Source organism: Bacteroides sp. 51 (assembly GCF_010500965.1).
Lineage (GTDB): Bacteria > Bacteroidota > Bacteroidia > Bacteroidales > Bacteroidaceae > Bacteroides.
Genome location: NZ_QVMI01000018.1, coordinates 65,017 through 81,820 on the forward strand (window position 1 = coordinate 65,017; position 16,804 = coordinate 81,820).

11 protein-coding genes are annotated in these 16,804 nt (G+C 44.9%); 5 read left to right on the plus strand and 6 right to left on the minus strand.

Features of this window, described 5'->3' with window-relative positions:
* Positions 1–71: 71 nt before the first annotated feature.
* Positions 72–539 (minus strand): HU family DNA-binding protein, encoded by a 468-nt coding sequence (locus tag D0T87_RS14410; RefSeq protein ID WP_163175842.1) that lies wholly within the window; start codon positions 537–539, stop codon positions 72–74.
* A 115-nt stretch (positions 540–654) separates the two neighbouring features.
* Positions 655–1,590: a YafY family protein gene (locus D0T87_RS14415; protein WP_163175843.1), complete on the minus strand. Its 936-nt coding sequence runs from the start codon at positions 1,588–1,590 to the stop codon at positions 655–657.
* 674 nt (positions 1,591–2,264) lie between these two features.
* Here D0T87_RS14415 and D0T87_RS14420 point away from each other — a divergent pair.
* The 5 genes from D0T87_RS14420 (at position 2,265) to D0T87_RS14440 (ending at position 11,374) form a co-directional block, all read left to right on the plus strand.
* Positions 2,265–2,882, plus strand: a complete 618-nt coding sequence (locus D0T87_RS14420; protein ID WP_163175844.1) for an RNA polymerase sigma factor — start codon at positions 2,265–2,267, stop codon at positions 2,880–2,882.
* A gap of 66 nt (positions 2,883–2,948) precedes the next feature.
* Positions 2,949–3,848, plus strand: a complete 900-nt coding sequence (locus tag D0T87_RS14425) for a FecR family protein (RefSeq protein ID WP_163175845.1) — start codon at positions 2,949–2,951, stop codon at positions 3,846–3,848.
* Between the two features lie 218 nt (positions 3,849–4,066).
* The gene (locus tag D0T87_RS14430) at positions 4,067–5,278 is read left to right on the plus strand and encodes a carboxypeptidase-like regulatory domain-containing protein (RefSeq protein ID WP_163175846.1); all 1,212 of its coding nucleotides are present in this window, start codon (positions 4,067–4,069) and stop codon (positions 5,276–5,278) included.
* Positions 5,279–5,356: 78 nt separating this feature from the next.
* Entirely contained in the window at positions 5,357–6,373 is a 1,017-nt protein-coding gene (locus tag D0T87_RS14435) for a GldM family protein (RefSeq protein ID WP_163175847.1), read from the plus strand.
* Positions 6,374–6,430: 57 nt separating this feature from the next.
* Positions 6,431–11,374, plus strand: a complete 4,944-nt coding sequence (locus D0T87_RS14440) for a SusC/RagA family TonB-linked outer membrane protein (RefSeq protein ID WP_163175848.1) — start codon at positions 6,431–6,433, stop codon at positions 11,372–11,374.
* 100 nt (positions 11,375–11,474) lie between these two features.
* Here D0T87_RS14440 and D0T87_RS14445 read toward each other — a convergent pair whose 3' ends face one another.
* From D0T87_RS14445 to D0T87_RS14460, 4 genes are all read right to left on the minus strand, one after another.
* Positions 11,475–12,224, minus strand: a complete 750-nt coding sequence (locus D0T87_RS14445) for a porin family protein (RefSeq protein WP_163175849.1) — start codon at positions 12,222–12,224, stop codon at positions 11,475–11,477.
* Positions 12,221–13,366: a PCMD domain-containing protein gene (locus tag D0T87_RS14450; protein WP_163175850.1), complete on the minus strand. Its 1,146-nt coding sequence runs from the start codon at positions 13,364–13,366 to the stop codon at positions 12,221–12,223. The genes D0T87_RS14445 and D0T87_RS14450 overlap by 4 nt, the downstream gene beginning before the upstream one ends.
* 54 nt (positions 13,367–13,420) lie before the next feature.
* Positions 13,421–16,111, minus strand: a complete 2,691-nt coding sequence (locus tag D0T87_RS14455) for a prolyl oligopeptidase family serine peptidase (protein ID WP_370526852.1) — start codon at positions 16,109–16,111, stop codon at positions 13,421–13,423.
* 108 nt (positions 16,112–16,219) lie between these two features.
* On the minus strand, positions 16,220–16,789 hold the full coding sequence (locus D0T87_RS14460) for a 5'-methylthioadenosine/S-adenosylhomocysteine nucleosidase (protein ID WP_163175851.1): 570 nt from the start codon (positions 16,787–16,789) through the stop codon (positions 16,220–16,222).
* Between the last annotated feature and the right edge of the window lie 15 nt (positions 16,790–16,804).

Below are 16,804 nucleotides of genomic sequence, written 5' to 3' on the forward strand. Positions count from 1 at the left end.
GAGGCCGATGTACCTCTTTCCGGTACACCAGCCTCAGTCATGAAATATTTCCTCGATGTTAGTTTAAAAGATTAAAACCCTGGGTCTATAACTTCGTCGTCGTCATCTCCTCCGGTGCCTCCTCCGTCTTCGGGGAGTTTTGCTTCGGCTACGTTATCGCTCATTGTAGCAATAGACAGATCGCTAAGCATATCCCTGAAGCGTTTGCCGGGAGTGAATACAATCTTTTTTCTTCGTACGGTGCTTGCGTCTACATCTTCGGCGTTTTCTTGCGCCTTGGCGCTGATGGTAGGTTTGAAGCTTCCGAAGTCGCCCAGTTTGACCGACATTCCGTAGTCCATAAACAGTTCCATACGATCCAGCAAAGCCTCTACGCTCGCTTTTACCTGAGCCCGGCCTACGCCGCAGGATCTCGACACTTCGTCCAGTAGTTTATCGAAGGGCACTTGTTGTGCCTTTACCGGAGCGATTACATACACTTTGGGTTTGTCCTCTAAGAAGTTGAGGATCTTTTCTCTTTTCTCGCAAATGATTGCCATATCTAAAAATTGGTTTAGGTTAGCCGGGGAACTATTTCCCGGGCTTTCGTTTTATTGAATTGAACACGATCGTACGGAGTGCGCGCTTCTCCATATTGCTGTGTTGTTTTCCAGATCACTGCACCAGCATTTGAATGGCCTGCCGGTGAATTTCGATCAGCGATTCCCGCAGGCTGGCGGGTTCTATCACCCGCAGGCCCCGGCTTTGAGAGAGTAGTTCGGTAATGAAATCGGGTGTGATCTTAATCATCAGTTCCACCCGGAATTCATTTTCGTCGTGCACCAGTGTCCGTTGCGATTCGTGCAGTGGGCACGAGTCGGTGTACTTTCCGCTCAGAGGCGAGAACGACAGAACTACTCTCTCCGGTTTCAGGTCATTGTTTCTGTAAATACCGAAACAATGCTCAAATTCATAGTTAAGGTTTATATGGGTATTTCTTTTGAACTTCCGGTTGGTCAGGGTGAGCCGTTCGATGCGGTCTAAACCCCATGTTTTCAGGTTATCGGCTGCCGCGCCGCAGGCGTTGGCATCCATGGCGAGCAGGTACCACCGATTCTTAAATTCTTTCAGGGCATAGGGTCGGAGGCGGCGCACTTCTTTGGGCGACGACGGGGTGTATTTGCGGTACTCCACGCTAATCTCCACTTCGTTGCGGATGGCGCTGATGAGAGAAAAACGGTGTTCAAGTCCGCGCGATTTGCGGTTTTCGCAGAAAACGATGTCTTTCAGACTGCTGAACGAGAGCAGTGAGCTTAGTTCGAACAGGCGGTCGAGTTTGGAGAGCGATTTCTCGTTCCGGGGGATGTAGTATCCGTTGCGCTCGCGGCAGTATTCGATGCTAATGTCCATGTAGGACGAATTGCGGATTTCGTATATATCGCGTTCTATCGTTCGCGATTTTATGCCGACACTTTCTGCTCCATCATAGGTGGAGAACTCGTTTTCGATAGCCGCTATCAGTTCCTCCTTATTTATATAGGGATAGGAGTTGATTTTATCTATAATGAACATCCAGCGTTGCAGGAAACCTATTTTCTTATTCTTTGCCATATTATATTCTTTGTTTGCTAATTGATATTACAAAGGTAAAGGGGGACACCGTCATAACGCGACGTAGCGGAAAAGAATTTTATAAGATTTTGCAATTTAGTTTGCAAGAATTTGATTTGCAGGAGTTTACAGAATGAATATTTTTATTCGTGCTATTTCGTTGGGTTAATGAATTAATTTTTAACCGCAGAGTTACGCAGATTAAAATCCCATCATTTCCAATCCATTATGATAGGAAACGGTTCACGGCGGGGGTATAGTGTATGGATTCCTTACCACTCCAAATTATTCCTTCGAAACCCCGTTTTACGTTTGCTGCAAACGTCGGTTTGCGTTTGCTGCAAAGACAACATTACGTTTGCTGCAAACGCAGATTGATGTTTGCTGCAAACGCAAATACCGGCCCCAGAAGCATCTCTGAGGCCGGTATTTTGTACCCATTTCGCAATATCGCGAAGCAGGGGGAGGATATTACGTATCTAAGAGCGTCTGTAGTTTTTACCATTCGCTACTCTGTCGTTGCGGAGGCTTTGAATTTGGAGTTCCAGGTTTTGATGGTTGCGAATCGGAGTTTCATGTTCATTGCAAATATGTAAAAGTACAGGTTTACACTGAATAATCGTTATATTTGCGATGCAATTACATTAAAGTTACTCATTTAACTCTTGCGCATCTTGGACGATTTTGAATTATTCAACAGAATAAAACTACGAGACAGAGCCGCTTTCGATACCCTCTTTCGGAAATACTATACGCCGCTGTGCCGCTTTTCTTTTGCTACATGCCTCTCGAAAGAAGATGCCGAAGAGAACGTACAGGACATGTTCGTCCACCTTTGGGAGAAGGCGCCAACCCTTGAGGTCACAGCTTCAATAAAAGCTTATCTATACACCTCGGTACGAAATCACACACTGAATGCCATTCGGAAACGGCAAACAGAGTTGTGCCACATCGAATCCGGCACTGGCGAATCCGGCGAGTCCGGCGAGGCGCCGGAGCCGGGTTTCTATGCAGGCGGTGAGCCGGAATGGGAAGCTGGGGGCTCCGCTTCGGAGGCAGAGATTGCACGTCTTATACAATCCGGCGTAGAGCTTCTGCCCGAAAAGTGCAGGGAGATATTTGTCCTTTGCAAACAGGAAGGGCTTACGTACGATGAAATAGCCACTTACCTCAACGTTTCGGGAAAAACCGTAGACAACCAAATGCGTATCGCCTTGCGCAAACTACGGGAGTATCTCCGTCCGAAACTGCAAAAAATACTGGCGATTGTATTTTTATTCCTATTCACTTAGGGGAAAACGAATGGAGAATTGTCATTAAGTTATGAGTTATGAGTTATGAGTTTTAAGTTATGAGTTATGGAAGAACCAAAAGACCATATAGAGGAACATATCAAAATCTGGCAAAAAGCCTCGACTAGCGAGTTCGAACCAGATGTGGAACAAGCATTGCAAAAGGTACACCACCGTATAGATGCAAAGGAGAAGATGGATATTAAGAAGAAGACCCAACCCCAAAAGCTATATATGCTAATTGGCAGCGCAGCGGCTGTGGTTCTCTTATTAATAAGTATCATCGGCATCCAATACCGCGAAGCAACACAGGAAGGCTTTACCGGAACCTTACTTGCTTTGGAAACCGGAATCGGTGAAACACTGGAATATGAATTACCCGACGGTAGCAGGGTATCTCTGAACCACTCTTCTTCTCTCCGCTACCCCGAAGCATTTAACAGTGATACTCGCGAGGTTTACCTGGAAGGCGAGGCGTTCTTTGATATAGCCCCCGATGCCGAAAAACCTTTTATTATTCATGCCAATCATACGCAGACAAAAGTAGTAGGCACATCTTTTGGCGTTAGAGCCATTAAGGAAACCGACGAAGTAGTAGTTACCGTATCTACCGGAATCGTTAATCTATCGGCCGAAGGAAAATCCGGACATATCGAACTCACTAAAGGCGAGCAAGGGATATGTTTACCCAAAGAAAAGGTATTGGAGAAGAACGCAAACCCAGACCCTAACCTGTTGGCATGGAAAACGAAAATACTTGTGTTTAAACAAACACCTCTGGCAGAAGTTGCTAAGGTGATTGAAAGTACATACCAAACCCATGTATCAGTAGACGGTTCAATCGCCAGTCTTCAACTGACCAGCACGTTCGAGAAACGAAGTCTGGAAGAGGTCATGCAGATTATTGGAATGTCTTTGCAAGTACAAGTTGAAACCGGAGATAAAGGGATATTATTAACTCCGTAGGGTGCTGGTTTTAGCGTATAACGGAGTGGAAAGGAGTGATTTACTGTAGGGGCGGNAGGGGCGGTTCGCGAACCGCCCAATGCCCAGAATACACAGGAAACCATTTTCGGGCGGTTCGCGAACCGCCCCTACAGCTAATCATTTACATTCATAACTAAAATAAATACTCAACCTTTAGGGGTATCCAATTTGGCCATTGTCTTATAAGAAAAACGAAATTGAAAATACTAGCATTCATACTATGTCTTTGGATAGGAATCCTCCCTATCCTTGCGCAGAATACGATTCTCGAGAAACGTATCAGCGTGACACTGAATGCTACCCCAATGGAAGAAGCCATCGAAAAGATAGCCGAAACGGCAGACGTTCACGTTTCCTATTCAAGCGATTTGCTGGCTGGTTGTGCACCCGTCACCCTCCAGGCACAAAACCAATCCTTACTAACCATATTAAATAAACTATTCGCCCCTTATAAAATAGCCTATACCGTCCACGCCGGGCAACTCATCCTGTTCCCAAAGAAAACGATGGTTATCAAAGAATACACCATCAAAGGGAGCATCTGCAATGAAGCCACCGAAGAACCCATCTCCTACGCCACCCTGCAAATCAAAGGAAAATCAAAAGGTGTAGTAGCCGACCATAAAGGCTTCTTCGAATTCACCATCACCGAAATGGAACTAACGGACAGCCTCACCGCCTCCTGCATGGGCTACGAGCGCCGCTCATTCGTCGCTAAAACACTGGCTTCAACACCCGAAGTCACCATCATGCTGAAAGAAAAACCGGTAGCCATCGAAACCGTAGCCGTTACCGCCAGTAAACTCCAAAAGAAGAACAAAAACTACGGAAACCGTAACTGGTTCACCGCAGGCTCCATCTACCTTGACACACACGGACAACAGATTGCCCTATACATCGACAACGATAAACACGTAAACGGATACATCCAGAAAGTAAGCTATCACCTTTCGGATAAAGGCAATGTAGAAGCCCCGTTCCGTGTTCGCGTATTGAGTGTCGACCCCGAAAAGCAATCGCCCGATAAAGACCTGATCCCCGAAATACTGGTGGCGCAACCACCCCAAGATACAAACGGATGGTACGACGTCGACCTATCCGAATACCGGATACGCATTCCTTCGGATGGCTTCTTTGTAGCCATGCAAGGCGTATTCCCCAACGATTACAGTTTCTATGCCGGCGATTCCGATTTTATTGAAATCGGTAAACGCCAGCCCGGAAAGAACAACGACTTTATGCCCAAGTCCATACATTATGGACAGCGTATCAGCTATTCTGATAAAAAAGGTCGGAACACATGGCATTATTCTTTGTCTCACCAATGGTTCCAAATGGAGAGACACAATTATAACGTGAAGATTTCTGCAGAGATCGGAATATTTAAATCAGTAGCTAAAAGTCAGTAGTAAGAAGTAAGGAGCATGGAACCCTCATAAGACCTGACTTCTAACTTCTAGCTTTTAACTACTAAACAACGTGAAATTATGAAACAGATTAATTTACTATGCCTATTACTCATCTGCCTCTGTCACAGTCAGGTGAAAGCCCAGTGCGGTAATGAACTGGTGGAAAAGGCGGCTTCGCAAAGTGGTGCCAACGCTGTGTATCTGCGCGAGTTTAAGGTAAAGTTCGACGGTTCGGAGCGGGGGAAAGCCATTCCCACGGCCAAATTTCCAGTCTTGTTAAGTAAGAACACCACATATCGGTTCAATGTATGCAGTGCAGAAGAATTTGCAGGAAAAGCAATATTGCAACTCTACTTAAAAGATAAGTTGATAGGAAGTACGTTCGATACCCCAACCTCGACCGATATAGGGCGCTTTGACCTTACCTGCGATAAAACCGCAACCTATGAAGTGGTCATGTCTTTCAATGAAGGCAAGCCGGGGTGTGCCGTAGGTATCCTCTCGCTGATTCCCGAGAAGAAGGCAGAAGCTGAACCCGAAAACGAAGAACTAGACATTATCTATGCCTCGGCCGATAACCCGGTGATGATTTTCGATGATGAGGACGAGTTTGCCAGAATCGAAGTATCCATCGACAACGGTAAGATAATGAGGGTAGAAGGAGCTAACTATATCATCCATCCCGATAAACCCGGAACTGCCCTGCTGACCATACGTGTGCTCTATCGCGACGGCTCACTGAAAGAGTTTAAGCAAAAGAAGTTCGCCGTGCTGGAACTGAACAAACCGTATGCCTCCATCCGTGGAATCATCGGCGACCAGATCAGTAAAGAAGAACTCATCCAGTCCGGACGGATCGACCTCTGGTTCTCCGAAGGAATGAAATGCAACTACCGCATCATTTCGTTTACCCTGTCCGACAGGAACGACCTGATCAGTGGAATCAGTTCAACCTCCAACAAGCTTTCCAAAGCACAACGCGATTGGATAAACGGCCTGCCATCGGGTACACGGCTATTTATCAAGAACATTCAGGTGAGAACAACAGACCACGTGGTAATGGACGTTGCTCCGTTAGAGTTTGAAATCAAATAGTCCACTGCCATCACAAATCAAAGTTGAATCTTATTATTCATGACAAAATCTAAGCATATGAAATCCAGAATCCTATATACAATTCTATTCTTATTTATCTGTACAGTAGCCCTTGCGCAGGAAATGCGCGAAGTATCGGGCGTAATCAGCGACAGCAACGGAGAACCCGTTATCGGTTGCAGCGTGTTACAAAAAGGAACGAATAACGGTACAATGACCGACTTCAACGGATGGTACAGAATCATAGTCCCCTTGGGAAGCAAAGTACAGTTCTCCTATATCGGGATGAAAGCCTCGGAAATGGTAGTAACCACTTCGAACTCCAAACCAGTAAGCGGAAATTACACTGCTCCCGCGCCATCTGTACAAGCTCCGCCTCCACCAGTAGTAGAGAAAGAAGCCAACCCGGACACAGATGCCGCACCCCGTGCAACGAAAAGAGAAGACCAATCCTTATCACCTTACTTCCAGGTGAAGAGCGATGCTCCCGAAGAAGCACAGATGCCCCTCAAGAAAACCGATGTTGCTGTAAACATCGCAGGGGTCATTGCCGATGTTTGTGTAAAACAGATATATATCAACGAGAGCAAGAACACACTCGAAGCAATATACGTTTTCCCCGGATCTACCCGCGCAGCAGTGTACGGTATGGCGATGACCATAGGCGAAAGGCGTATTGAAGCTAAAATCAAGAAGAAAGAACAAGCACGCCAGGAATACGAAAAAGCAAAAGAAGAAGGCAAATCGACCACACTGTTGGAACAACACCGTCCCAACGTATTCCAGATGAATGTAGCCAATATCCTGCCCGGCGACACCATTATCGTAGAGATGCGCTACACCGAACTACTCGAACACATCAGCGGAACGTATGAATTTGTTTACCCTACCGTAGTGGGTCCACGCTATACGGAAACAGCCGAGAAATGGGTGGAACGTTCTACTGCGATGTTCGAAAGCGGTAAAACGCCCGGGTTCTCTATTAAAACCATCGTACAAGCCGGTATGCCGATACAGAAAATCAGCAGTCCGTCGCATAGTTTGACCATCGAATCGCCTTCGCCCGATCAGGCCAATGTTTCGCTATCCAACCCGAAAGATTATGAAGGCAACCGCGATTATATCCTGCAATATGACCTGCAAGGAGGAAAAGTAGAGTCGGGACTGTTGCGATATGAACATGGCGACGAGAGCTTCTTCCTCCTGATGGTGCAACCACCCAAGAAGCCAACATCGGACCAGATTCCGCCACGCGAATATGTATTCATTATCGACGTATCCGGCTCAATGAACGGTTTCCCGATCAGTGTATCGAAGGAATTAATTCGTAATCTGGTATCCGGTCTACGACCAACCGATAAGTTTAATGTAATGCTGTTCGAATCGGGCAATGCCATGCTCTATAAAGAATCCGTAGCAGCTACAAAAGAAAACATTGAAAATGCAATGGTTGTGATTGATCAGCAACGCGGAAGTGGTGGAACGAGACTCTACCCAGCTATTGAAAAGGCTATGAACTTCAAAGAAACAGAAGGCTTCTCGCGCACGTTCATCATCATAACAGACGGATTTGTAACAGTAGAGAGAGAAGCATATAATTATGTACGCGACCACCTGAACGAGGCCAACTTGTTTCCTTTTGGAATCGGTTCAAACGTAAACCGCTATATCATCGAAGGATTGGCACATGCCGGAATGGGAACACCTTATATCGTAACCAACCTTTCACAAGCCGAAACCATCGGTCAGAAGGCCATCAAAGAAATCTCCCAACCTGTATTGACAGATATTTCGATAGATTGGGGTGCCTTTGAAGTGTATGACGTGGAACCCGTTGCCGTACCGGATGTATTTGCCGAACGCCCCATCCTGATATACGGTAAGTATAAAGGATCGCCCAGAGGTACAATCACCGTCACCGGGAATGCCGGGAATACAACCTATGAGCAGAAGTTTAATGTAGCCAAAGCCCGCCAGGAGTATAACCAGGCATTACGTTATCTGTGGGCACGCAACCAGATACGCTATCAGGACGACTATGCCCAATATTACGAAAGCAATGCAAATAACGGATGGACGGATTATTACGGTCGCCATCAACGCAGTGCGCAACAAGTAGAATCTGTAACGAATCTGGGATTGAAGTATAATCTCCTGACGCAATACACTTCATTTCTGGCTGTAGATGATGAGGTAAGGCAACCTAAAACTATACCTACTCCGTTCGGTGATAGTGGTTCTTCCAGTACAAACTCATCATCACCGAAAAAGAGTTCATCTTATAAATATAAACCTGTTTCGTCTTCTTCATCTTCATCGACACAGAGTGTAAGCGCACCGAATTTTCAGTTAACAGAGGATGCTTCCGCCTTGGATGAAGTTGTTGTAGTTGGGTATGGTACACAGAAGAAAGCACATGTTACCGGTGGCGTCAGCACTGTTTCAAGTAGCGATTTATCAAGTTCCATTTCAGTAACACAATCCTTGCAGGGTAAAGTTGCCGGAGTACAGATATCACAAACATCCGGCGAGCCTGGCGATCCGACCAGAATCCGCATCCGGGGTGCAAGTTCTATCATGGATAGCGGTAGCCCATTAATTGTAGTCGATGGGGTTCCCAGCGAAAAGGAAGCGCTGGCTCAGTTAAATCCGAACGATATTGAGAGTATTACAGTTTTGAAAGATGCTTCGGCTACCGCCGTATACGGTTCCAGAGGAGCTAATGGCGTAATAATCGTCACATCGAAGAAATCAGCCTATAAGAAACAAACCATAAACTGGTCGTCTTCCTTCTCGGTGGATATGCCTAATCAGTTGCCCAAACTTCAACGTCAGTACGCACAAGGCCGCCCGGTTAATGGAACACCAATATGGAATACAGAAGACGAACCATTCAGTTGGGGACCGGATGTACAATCGGTTGGAGCACCTACTTATGATGCGTATGATATCTTTAAAACCGGCTATTCGTTTAAGAATCATCTTAATATTTCCGGCAAAGAAGGCAAGCATTATTATAGTTTCAAGTTAGGACATAACACACAACATGGCTTTATTCCGAAATCCAAGTTTAACGGCTACTCCGTAGGGCTGAGATTAGGAACTGACAGTAGCAATAAGTTTAGTTATGACCTGGATATTAGCTATAAAAAGACTGAAGGCAACCGCTTGCAACGCGGATATAATATGTCGGGTATTATGCAGGGTATATTACTTACTCCACCAACATTCGACAGTCGTGTATCTACCTTAGCCGATGGTAGCCAACGCCTGGCCGGGAATGCTGTGGATAATCCATACTGGACAGTGAATAACAATCCGTTTAGTGATGAAGCCAACCGGTTTACAGGGAATATAAACCTGGGATATAAGTTAACGAATTACTTGTCTCTGAAATATCAAATGAATGGCGATTACTTGTCGGGCGAAGCAAAGACAGCCCTAAATATCGGTTCGGTATATACTCCGAAAGGACATATTATGAATCGCGATGAAAAGTTCAAGTCGCTACAATCTAAGTTCTATGCACAATTTGATAAGAGTTGGAACAAGGTTAACCTTAATGCAATTCTGGGCCATGAATACACGCATTCTAAACGAAACATTGACCGTATGGATGGTTATGAACTGGTAGAGGCAGGCAAGTATAATATGCAGAACGCAACTATGCTTTCACCTTATAACCAGGAGTTTAAACGTCACTCCAATGCAGTATTTGGAAAGGTAGGGTTCGACTACGACCAGATTATTCAACTGGAAGCAGCCATGCGCAGTGAATGGAGTTCTATAAACGATGCAACGTTGTATTCGCCATCGGCTGGTATAGCTTTCAACCTGCATAATATGTTCCGTAGCGATCCGTTTACACAACTTAAAGTGTATGCCAATATTTCGCGTGCAGATAAGGAAAGTCCGCTGTATCTGGACCCGGTATATTTCAACTCGGCTACTTATAACCTGAATGATGCTTCAAGTCATTTCGAAAGCAGGGAGATTATACTCGATAACCTGAAACCGGAAACCATCCGCCATTACGAAGTGGGTACAAACATGGGGGTGTGGAACAATCGCCTCAACCTGGGGGCATCCTGGTATTGGAAGAAAGGAAAAGACCAGCTATTGCCTACACAAATATCTACCTCTTCCGTTCGCCTGGAAAACTGTGGAACATTCAAAACCCACGGGTTTGAAGCGGAAGCCGAAGCCTTACTTATACGTAATCGCGATTTCAACTGGACCACCCGGTTTATCTTCTCCCGCGAAAGGAACGAGGTAACAAACCTGGGAGGCAGAAAGCTGATGCTAGCCGGGATTGAAGATGCTGTCGGTTCTTATGCCATCGAAGGCCAACCTCTCGGCGTACTCTACGGAACAGCTTATGAACGTGACGAACAGGGTCGTATGGTAATTGGCGATGATGGTTTCCCCATCAAGAGCGACGAACCCAAAGTATTAGGCGATCCAAACCCCGACTGGCGACTAAGCTGGGGCAACTCACTGGAATACAAAAGATTCAACCTATCTATGATGTTTGAATACAAGAAGGGTGGAGATATGTGGAATGGTACAAAGAGTACGATGAACTATTACGGTACATCCCGCCACTCTGCCGACAATCGGAACATCACCAACTACGTCTTCCCTGGTGTATTATCCGATGGACGCGTTAATGACATTCCGGTTAATTTCTACGGAAACAACCTGGGCGATAATCGCTGGGTGCGCTACGGACTATATGGAGTGGGTGAAGATGGAATCGAAGATGCCAGTTATATCAAACTACGTGAGATATCACTTGGCTATCGCCTTCCCGTACAACTATTCCAACGCAGAACACAGCTTAAGCTGTCTTTATTTGCAACGAACATCCTACTGTTCAGCCGCTACAAAGGTGTTGATCCGGAAACCAACCTGACGGGGGCTTCCAATGGCTACGGACTGGATTACTTTAACATCCCTGGTGTACATACCTTCGGGTTATCATTAAACTGGGAATTCTAGCCCCGAGGGCAGCGAGAGGGTGTCGTAATCATTACACCCTCTCACTATACTTAGGTTGTTATGCGGATTATACTGTAAAGAGGTAACTGTAGATGTTATATTATTTCCATTTATAAGACACCCCAAGCGTTCCATAGATATTATTCATCCTGAACTGGATGGGATTGGTCTTGGAATAAAAGTAAGGAACCAGTCCCCAGGTAAGATCGGCATAAACACCAATGCGGTTGGTTATTGAATAATGCCCACCTGCCAGCAAACCAAAGTCGTAATCGCGGGCATCATCACTGAAATCGAAAGTAGCTACATCAATATCCTGTTTCTGTCCGGTTGGGTCACCTACTCTGATATAGCCATCGCTCACCTCACCCTCGAAAGTATTATCCAATACCCTTGATGCATAGATGCCCAATTTTACACGCCATTTATCGTTGAAGCGATATGTCCCATAAATAGGCATGGTAAGATGCAACATATTAACGTTGGTCATATTCTTACCAACAAAATATCCGGTCAGGTATGACTGACCACCATCTTCGGTGACACTGGTATACATGTATTTCACTTCATCTTTCACACGCATACCTTTCCAATCGAGCGTTACTCCTGTTCCCAATCCCCAACGTTTATTCAGGTTATATATCAGGTTGACACCCAACTGCGGATTAAATTTAGGATTATAACTTTTTATTTTTCTGACTTCTTCAGGAAGAGGTACAGGTGCAGTAGCTCCGATATTAGCTCCTAAAAGCAAGCTGATCTCAATATCCGAATACTCTTTTACGTACTCCTGTGCATTCAAGACTGATGTCGATATCAGCAATAGTAAAGCTATTATAGTATATTTCATAATGAATTCTGTTCTGTAGTTTCTTCTTCGGTTTTTATATAAGGCTCACAGGCAATCGCCAGATCATCGACAAGTAAGTTACTCCCTACGGCACCTTGGTACAAATTACCGTCTTTGCTGGATGAGCATACAATGGTCAATCTATAATCGTATCTCTTGTAATCAATAGTGTCCGTATATAAAAATGGAATGCTAAATTCGGTGAATCCGTTAATCGCTTCTTTTTCAATCATACCTTCTGCCTCAGGACTCCATTCGGCACGGGCAACGACCTGTTTGGAAGTCAGAATCGTTTCACCATCAAGAAACTCCTCACTTGGTAAAGCTCCTTTCGTAACCCTAAAAATAGCTGCATACATTGACATTTCGTCCGTACGATCAGGTATTACTTCCCCATCAGCCCCTGTCATCACCGGACCTGGTGTATATTTATAGAACCCTTTAAAGGCGATCGGTTTCCCTGCTTCTTGGGGATGATTACGACCCAACTTTAACGATTTCAAAGGATTAGTCATATTGGCCGAAAAGTCACCACGGAATAGATTTCCTGCAAATATCGGATAGGATTTACCGATTATCTTTCCTCCTTTTATCGTTTGTAACGAGGCTGCATATTCACCACTAACGCAAAGGGTTGTATCTTTTGTTGGATATCTTTCAAAATCTTTAAGAGCTCCGATTACCAGTGCCGTAACAATACCCGAGTTGGCATTACTCCATGTGGGATCAGTCAGAATAGGAAATGGATACTTGCCAGTACCAGCCATCGTCCACTCTTCGAAATCATATACCTTTCTCATCTCCCCTATCTTCAGGGTGTACTTCTTTTGAAAAGCTCCGTTCTGAGATGTAACCGTATATTCCACTTCTTTCTGATTAGAAAGGTCGAATGTGGTTCCCGACGCAGGAATCACAGTAGCGTAGGGAGTGAGGGTAAGAATAGGAGTAATTTTCGTTAAATCGGCTGTATCTGCCATGATCAATTCAATCCTGTTGTCTTCGGAAATGCTTCGGTCGATAAAGGTCGGATCATCAACAATAATTTCAATTATATCGGCCTCACGGCTCAAGGGTTCATCTTTTATGCAAGAGGAAAGCATAGGAATGGCTAGGCAAAGCCATAGTATAAGTCTTTTCTTCATAGCTAAGTAAGTTTATAAAAAGGCTACAAAGGTAGCCTTTATTTTGAATGTAGCCTAGTACCCCAGATCAAAATCTTTATCTACCGCCGGTAATCCATCCTTCATCCAGCGTGGCATAGGTTCGTTTTTCAAATAATGATTAAAGAATTGGAACATACGTTTCTGGAAGTCAATCCGATTGGCCATTCGCATAGGCCAGTGGATTTCGCCAGTGTAGTTAAGCATCCATACCGGTTTCTGTAAACGCTTCAAGGCCACAAAGTATTCTATGCCCTGATACCAGGGCACATGGCCATCGGCATCGTTATGCATAATCAGGATAGGGGTTTGTACTTTATCCATGGTGAATAACGGAGAGTTTTCTATGAACAACTCGCCGGCAGTCCATGGTGTTCCACCGATACGGCTCTGCCCATGTTCATACTGAAAAGAACGAGCCAAACCCGAACCCCAGCGGATACCGCCGTATGCACTAAACATATTTACAACCGGCGCGCCAGACTCTATTGCAGCAAAAAGATCGGTACGGGTTGCCAGATAAGCCACCTGATAACCACCCCAACTATGTCCTTGTGCCGCTATCGCCTTTTGATTGATGTAACCCTGGGAAATCAGACTTGAGATGCCCGGCATTACACAATTATAACAACTCTCGCCCGGATGACCGTCTTCATATACCACATCAGGGTTAAAGATGATATAGTCATTACTGTTATACAGGTGGTAATCTACGGTTGAACGATGCGGGTCGGGCATGCGATAGTTATGCAATGTTTCCGAGTTACGTTCATAGAAGTTCACGATCAACGGGTATTTCTTTGCCGGATCAAAGTCGGCAGGTTTATACACCACTCCTTCAAGTGGTTTTCCATCCAGGGAGGTCCAGGACAAAAGTTCCGCAGTTCCCCATTTGATACCCTCTTGTTGTTTATGACCATGAGTCAGTTGGAGGGATTTACGGAAAGAGAGATTGGACAGGTAGAGATCGGGATAACGCTCAAAGGTTTCTATTGTATATAATATGGCATCCGACTCTTTGGCCTTTATGGGTTCGCGTAGCATATAATCACCTGAGATTAAAAGTTGAGGTAACCATATTGAGGCCAGACTTTTGCTATAATATCCACTCCTCCGGGTTGATTCCTGGAATCCACTGAGCAGTTGTTTCTTACGAATATCAATTGACTTTTCTTCTTTATCCAATCGAATTAAACGATACTGGATTTGAGGTCCACGACCTGCCGTCAACAGCGCCGGCAACTTAGCACCATCCGGGTCAAACCGCCAGATGTCATAACGATCATAGATTAAGATGGATTCATCACCATGTGTCCAACCTGCAATACCATAAGCATCCGGATAATCGGGTACATCATTCTCTTCATCCCATGCGGTGAATGTTTCTGGATTAGTCAAGCGATATTCTTTTCCGATCGCCAGGTCAATAGTGTACCAACAACTGTCGGTCCGCTCGTACCAATAGGCATATTTACCTTCGGGAGAGATGCGCGGATTTGCATATCGTCCTTGTAGTAAAAGTTCTTTCTTTCCATCGACCAGAGAAATGCTGTACACATCTCTCCGTGTATGTCCTTCCCACATAGATGAGAGTGAATAAGGCCGCGCAGTGGAGATCAGCGCAAGTTCCCCTTTATCGGGGAGAGCAATATCAGGAAGTTCTTCGGTGGACAGTTGGAACAATGTCTTCTCTTTTATGTTGTAAACAGCCTGATAACTCTTCTTCATATCTTTCGCGTGTTCGAAGGTCTGGACAGTGTACTGCACCGGCTCATCCCAACTCCACACCTGTACATTCGGACGATATTCGGCTAGTTGGGTAGTATCTTTTTGCCTGGGTTCGGGAGCAGTACCGAAATATAAACGTTTGGCATCTTCGGAGAAACGGAGTGTTCTATTCTCGCTGATGACCCAATTCTTCGGGATAGCTGCATGCTTACGATCAGCAATTTTATTTGCAGGTTCTGCATTCTCCGACAGCCAAAGGTCCAGGGCATGCCAGGTAGAATCTTTTTCTGCACAATACAAAAAGGCTAAGGCATCACCCTGTTCGCTTAACGCAGCTTGTTTGAAAACACCCTTTCCTTCTTTAATCAGGGTAGAAACCTGTTTTTCGGGTTGGAAGAGATAAATCCCCGGTTTTGTATTCAATGAATCTCCATTAGAAACGCAATACAACGCCCCACTCTTACGGGCAAACTTAAAACTTGATACGGCAGGATAACGTTGTTCGTATTTACCATCCAGGCTACGAACAATAAGGGTTGAATCTTTCTGCCCTCTTTTATAAGCAATCCAATCGGCTTGTTCGGCTAATTGATATGATTTTATGGAGTCAAGAACTTCTTCACCGCCGGAAAGGGAGCGAATGATGAGGCTATTCAATGGCAGTTTGTCTTTCTTTACTTTAGCCACTTTCAATGAATCTAATGTTTCTTTAAGTGGGGTCTTTGTGACAAGCAGGTATCGGGAAGAAAAAGAAAACGCAGATTTCTGGGCAGGGAAATAAGTAGCGGTTTCTTCGCCCTTCGCATTATAAAGATAAACGGCAGCATCTCCTTCCCAGGGAGCCATTGTAGCAGCAATCCACTTGCCATTAGGAGAGATTACACGATCGGTGATCCTATTCCATTGAACCAGATCATCGACAGTTAGCGCCCTTTGGGCAAATATACTTAAGGGGGATAAACAAGCACAAAGGATTGTTAATGTAATTTTCTTCATCATAATTACAGTTTATTTAACCACAGAGTTATGCAGATTAACGCGGAATTAATCTTGTAGCGAGTGTTATAAGTTAGTGATTTTCTGCTGTGGGCGGTTCACGAACCGCCCCTACACGTATCTATTGAACCATTCGGCAAGCCCCAGGCGGGCATCGGCTAACTTATCTTCCCAATGTTGAACGGAATTCTGTCCTATGATATCTGTTATATATTTCACGGATATAAAAGGAACATTAAGCTCACGGCACACAAAAGCCTGAGCATAAGCTTCCATATCGACCATATCGGCACCGAAGGAAGACAACTCAGTCACAAATGTATCTCCTGTGCTGCAAATACCGAGTTTATCATACTGTTGCACCCAATCTTTTAATGAACGGTCGTCGGGTAAAAGCGCATTAGCATCAATTTCATACTCAAGTCCCGGCAACTTTGTCGCTTCATAATCACGATCTATAAACCGTTTGGCAATGAATATATCGCCTACCTGATGTTCAAACGTTCCGGCTGTACCGATATTAAGAACCAGATCAGGGGTTTCCCGGCAAATTGCTCGTGTCAGGCGGAAAGCCGAAAGTGTTTTCCCTACTCCGGTACGGATATGTTGTATATCATATCCTTCAATCTGCAAAGGAAAGTACTCCTCCTTTACAGCATAAGTAACAAATATCTTCTTCATATAAATAAAAGCTTG

Coding starts and splice junctions, on each gene's coding strand:
- D0T87_RS14410 (WP_163175842.1), bottom strand. CDS start 539: ATGGCAATCATTTGCGAGAAAAGAGAAAAGATCCTCAACTTCTTAGAG.
- D0T87_RS14415 (WP_163175843.1), bottom strand. CDS start 1,590: ATGGCAAAGAATAAGAAAATAGGTTTCCTGCAACGCTGGATGTTCATT.
- D0T87_RS14425 (WP_163175845.1), top strand. CDS start 2,949: ATGGAAGAACCAAAAGACCATATAGAGGAACATATCAAAATCTGGCAA.
- D0T87_RS14435 (WP_163175847.1), top strand. CDS start 5,357: ATGAAACAGATTAATTTACTATGCCTATTACTCATCTGCCTCTGTCAC.
- D0T87_RS14440 (WP_163175848.1), top strand. CDS start 6,431: ATGAAATCCAGAATCCTATATACAATTCTATTCTTATTTATCTGTACA.
- D0T87_RS14445 (WP_163175849.1), bottom strand. CDS start 12,224: ATGAAATATACTATAATAGCTTTACTATTGCTGATATCGACATCAGTC.
- D0T87_RS14450 (WP_163175850.1), bottom strand. CDS start 13,366: ATGAAGAAAAGACTTATACTATGGCTTTGCCTAGCCATTCCTATGCTT.
- D0T87_RS14455 (WP_370526852.1), bottom strand. CDS start 16,111: ATGATGAAGAAAATTACATTAACAATCCTTTGTGCTTGTTTATCCCCC.
- D0T87_RS14460 (WP_163175851.1), bottom strand. CDS start 16,789: ATGAAGAAGATATTTGTTACTTATGCTGTAAAGGAGGAGTACTTTCCT.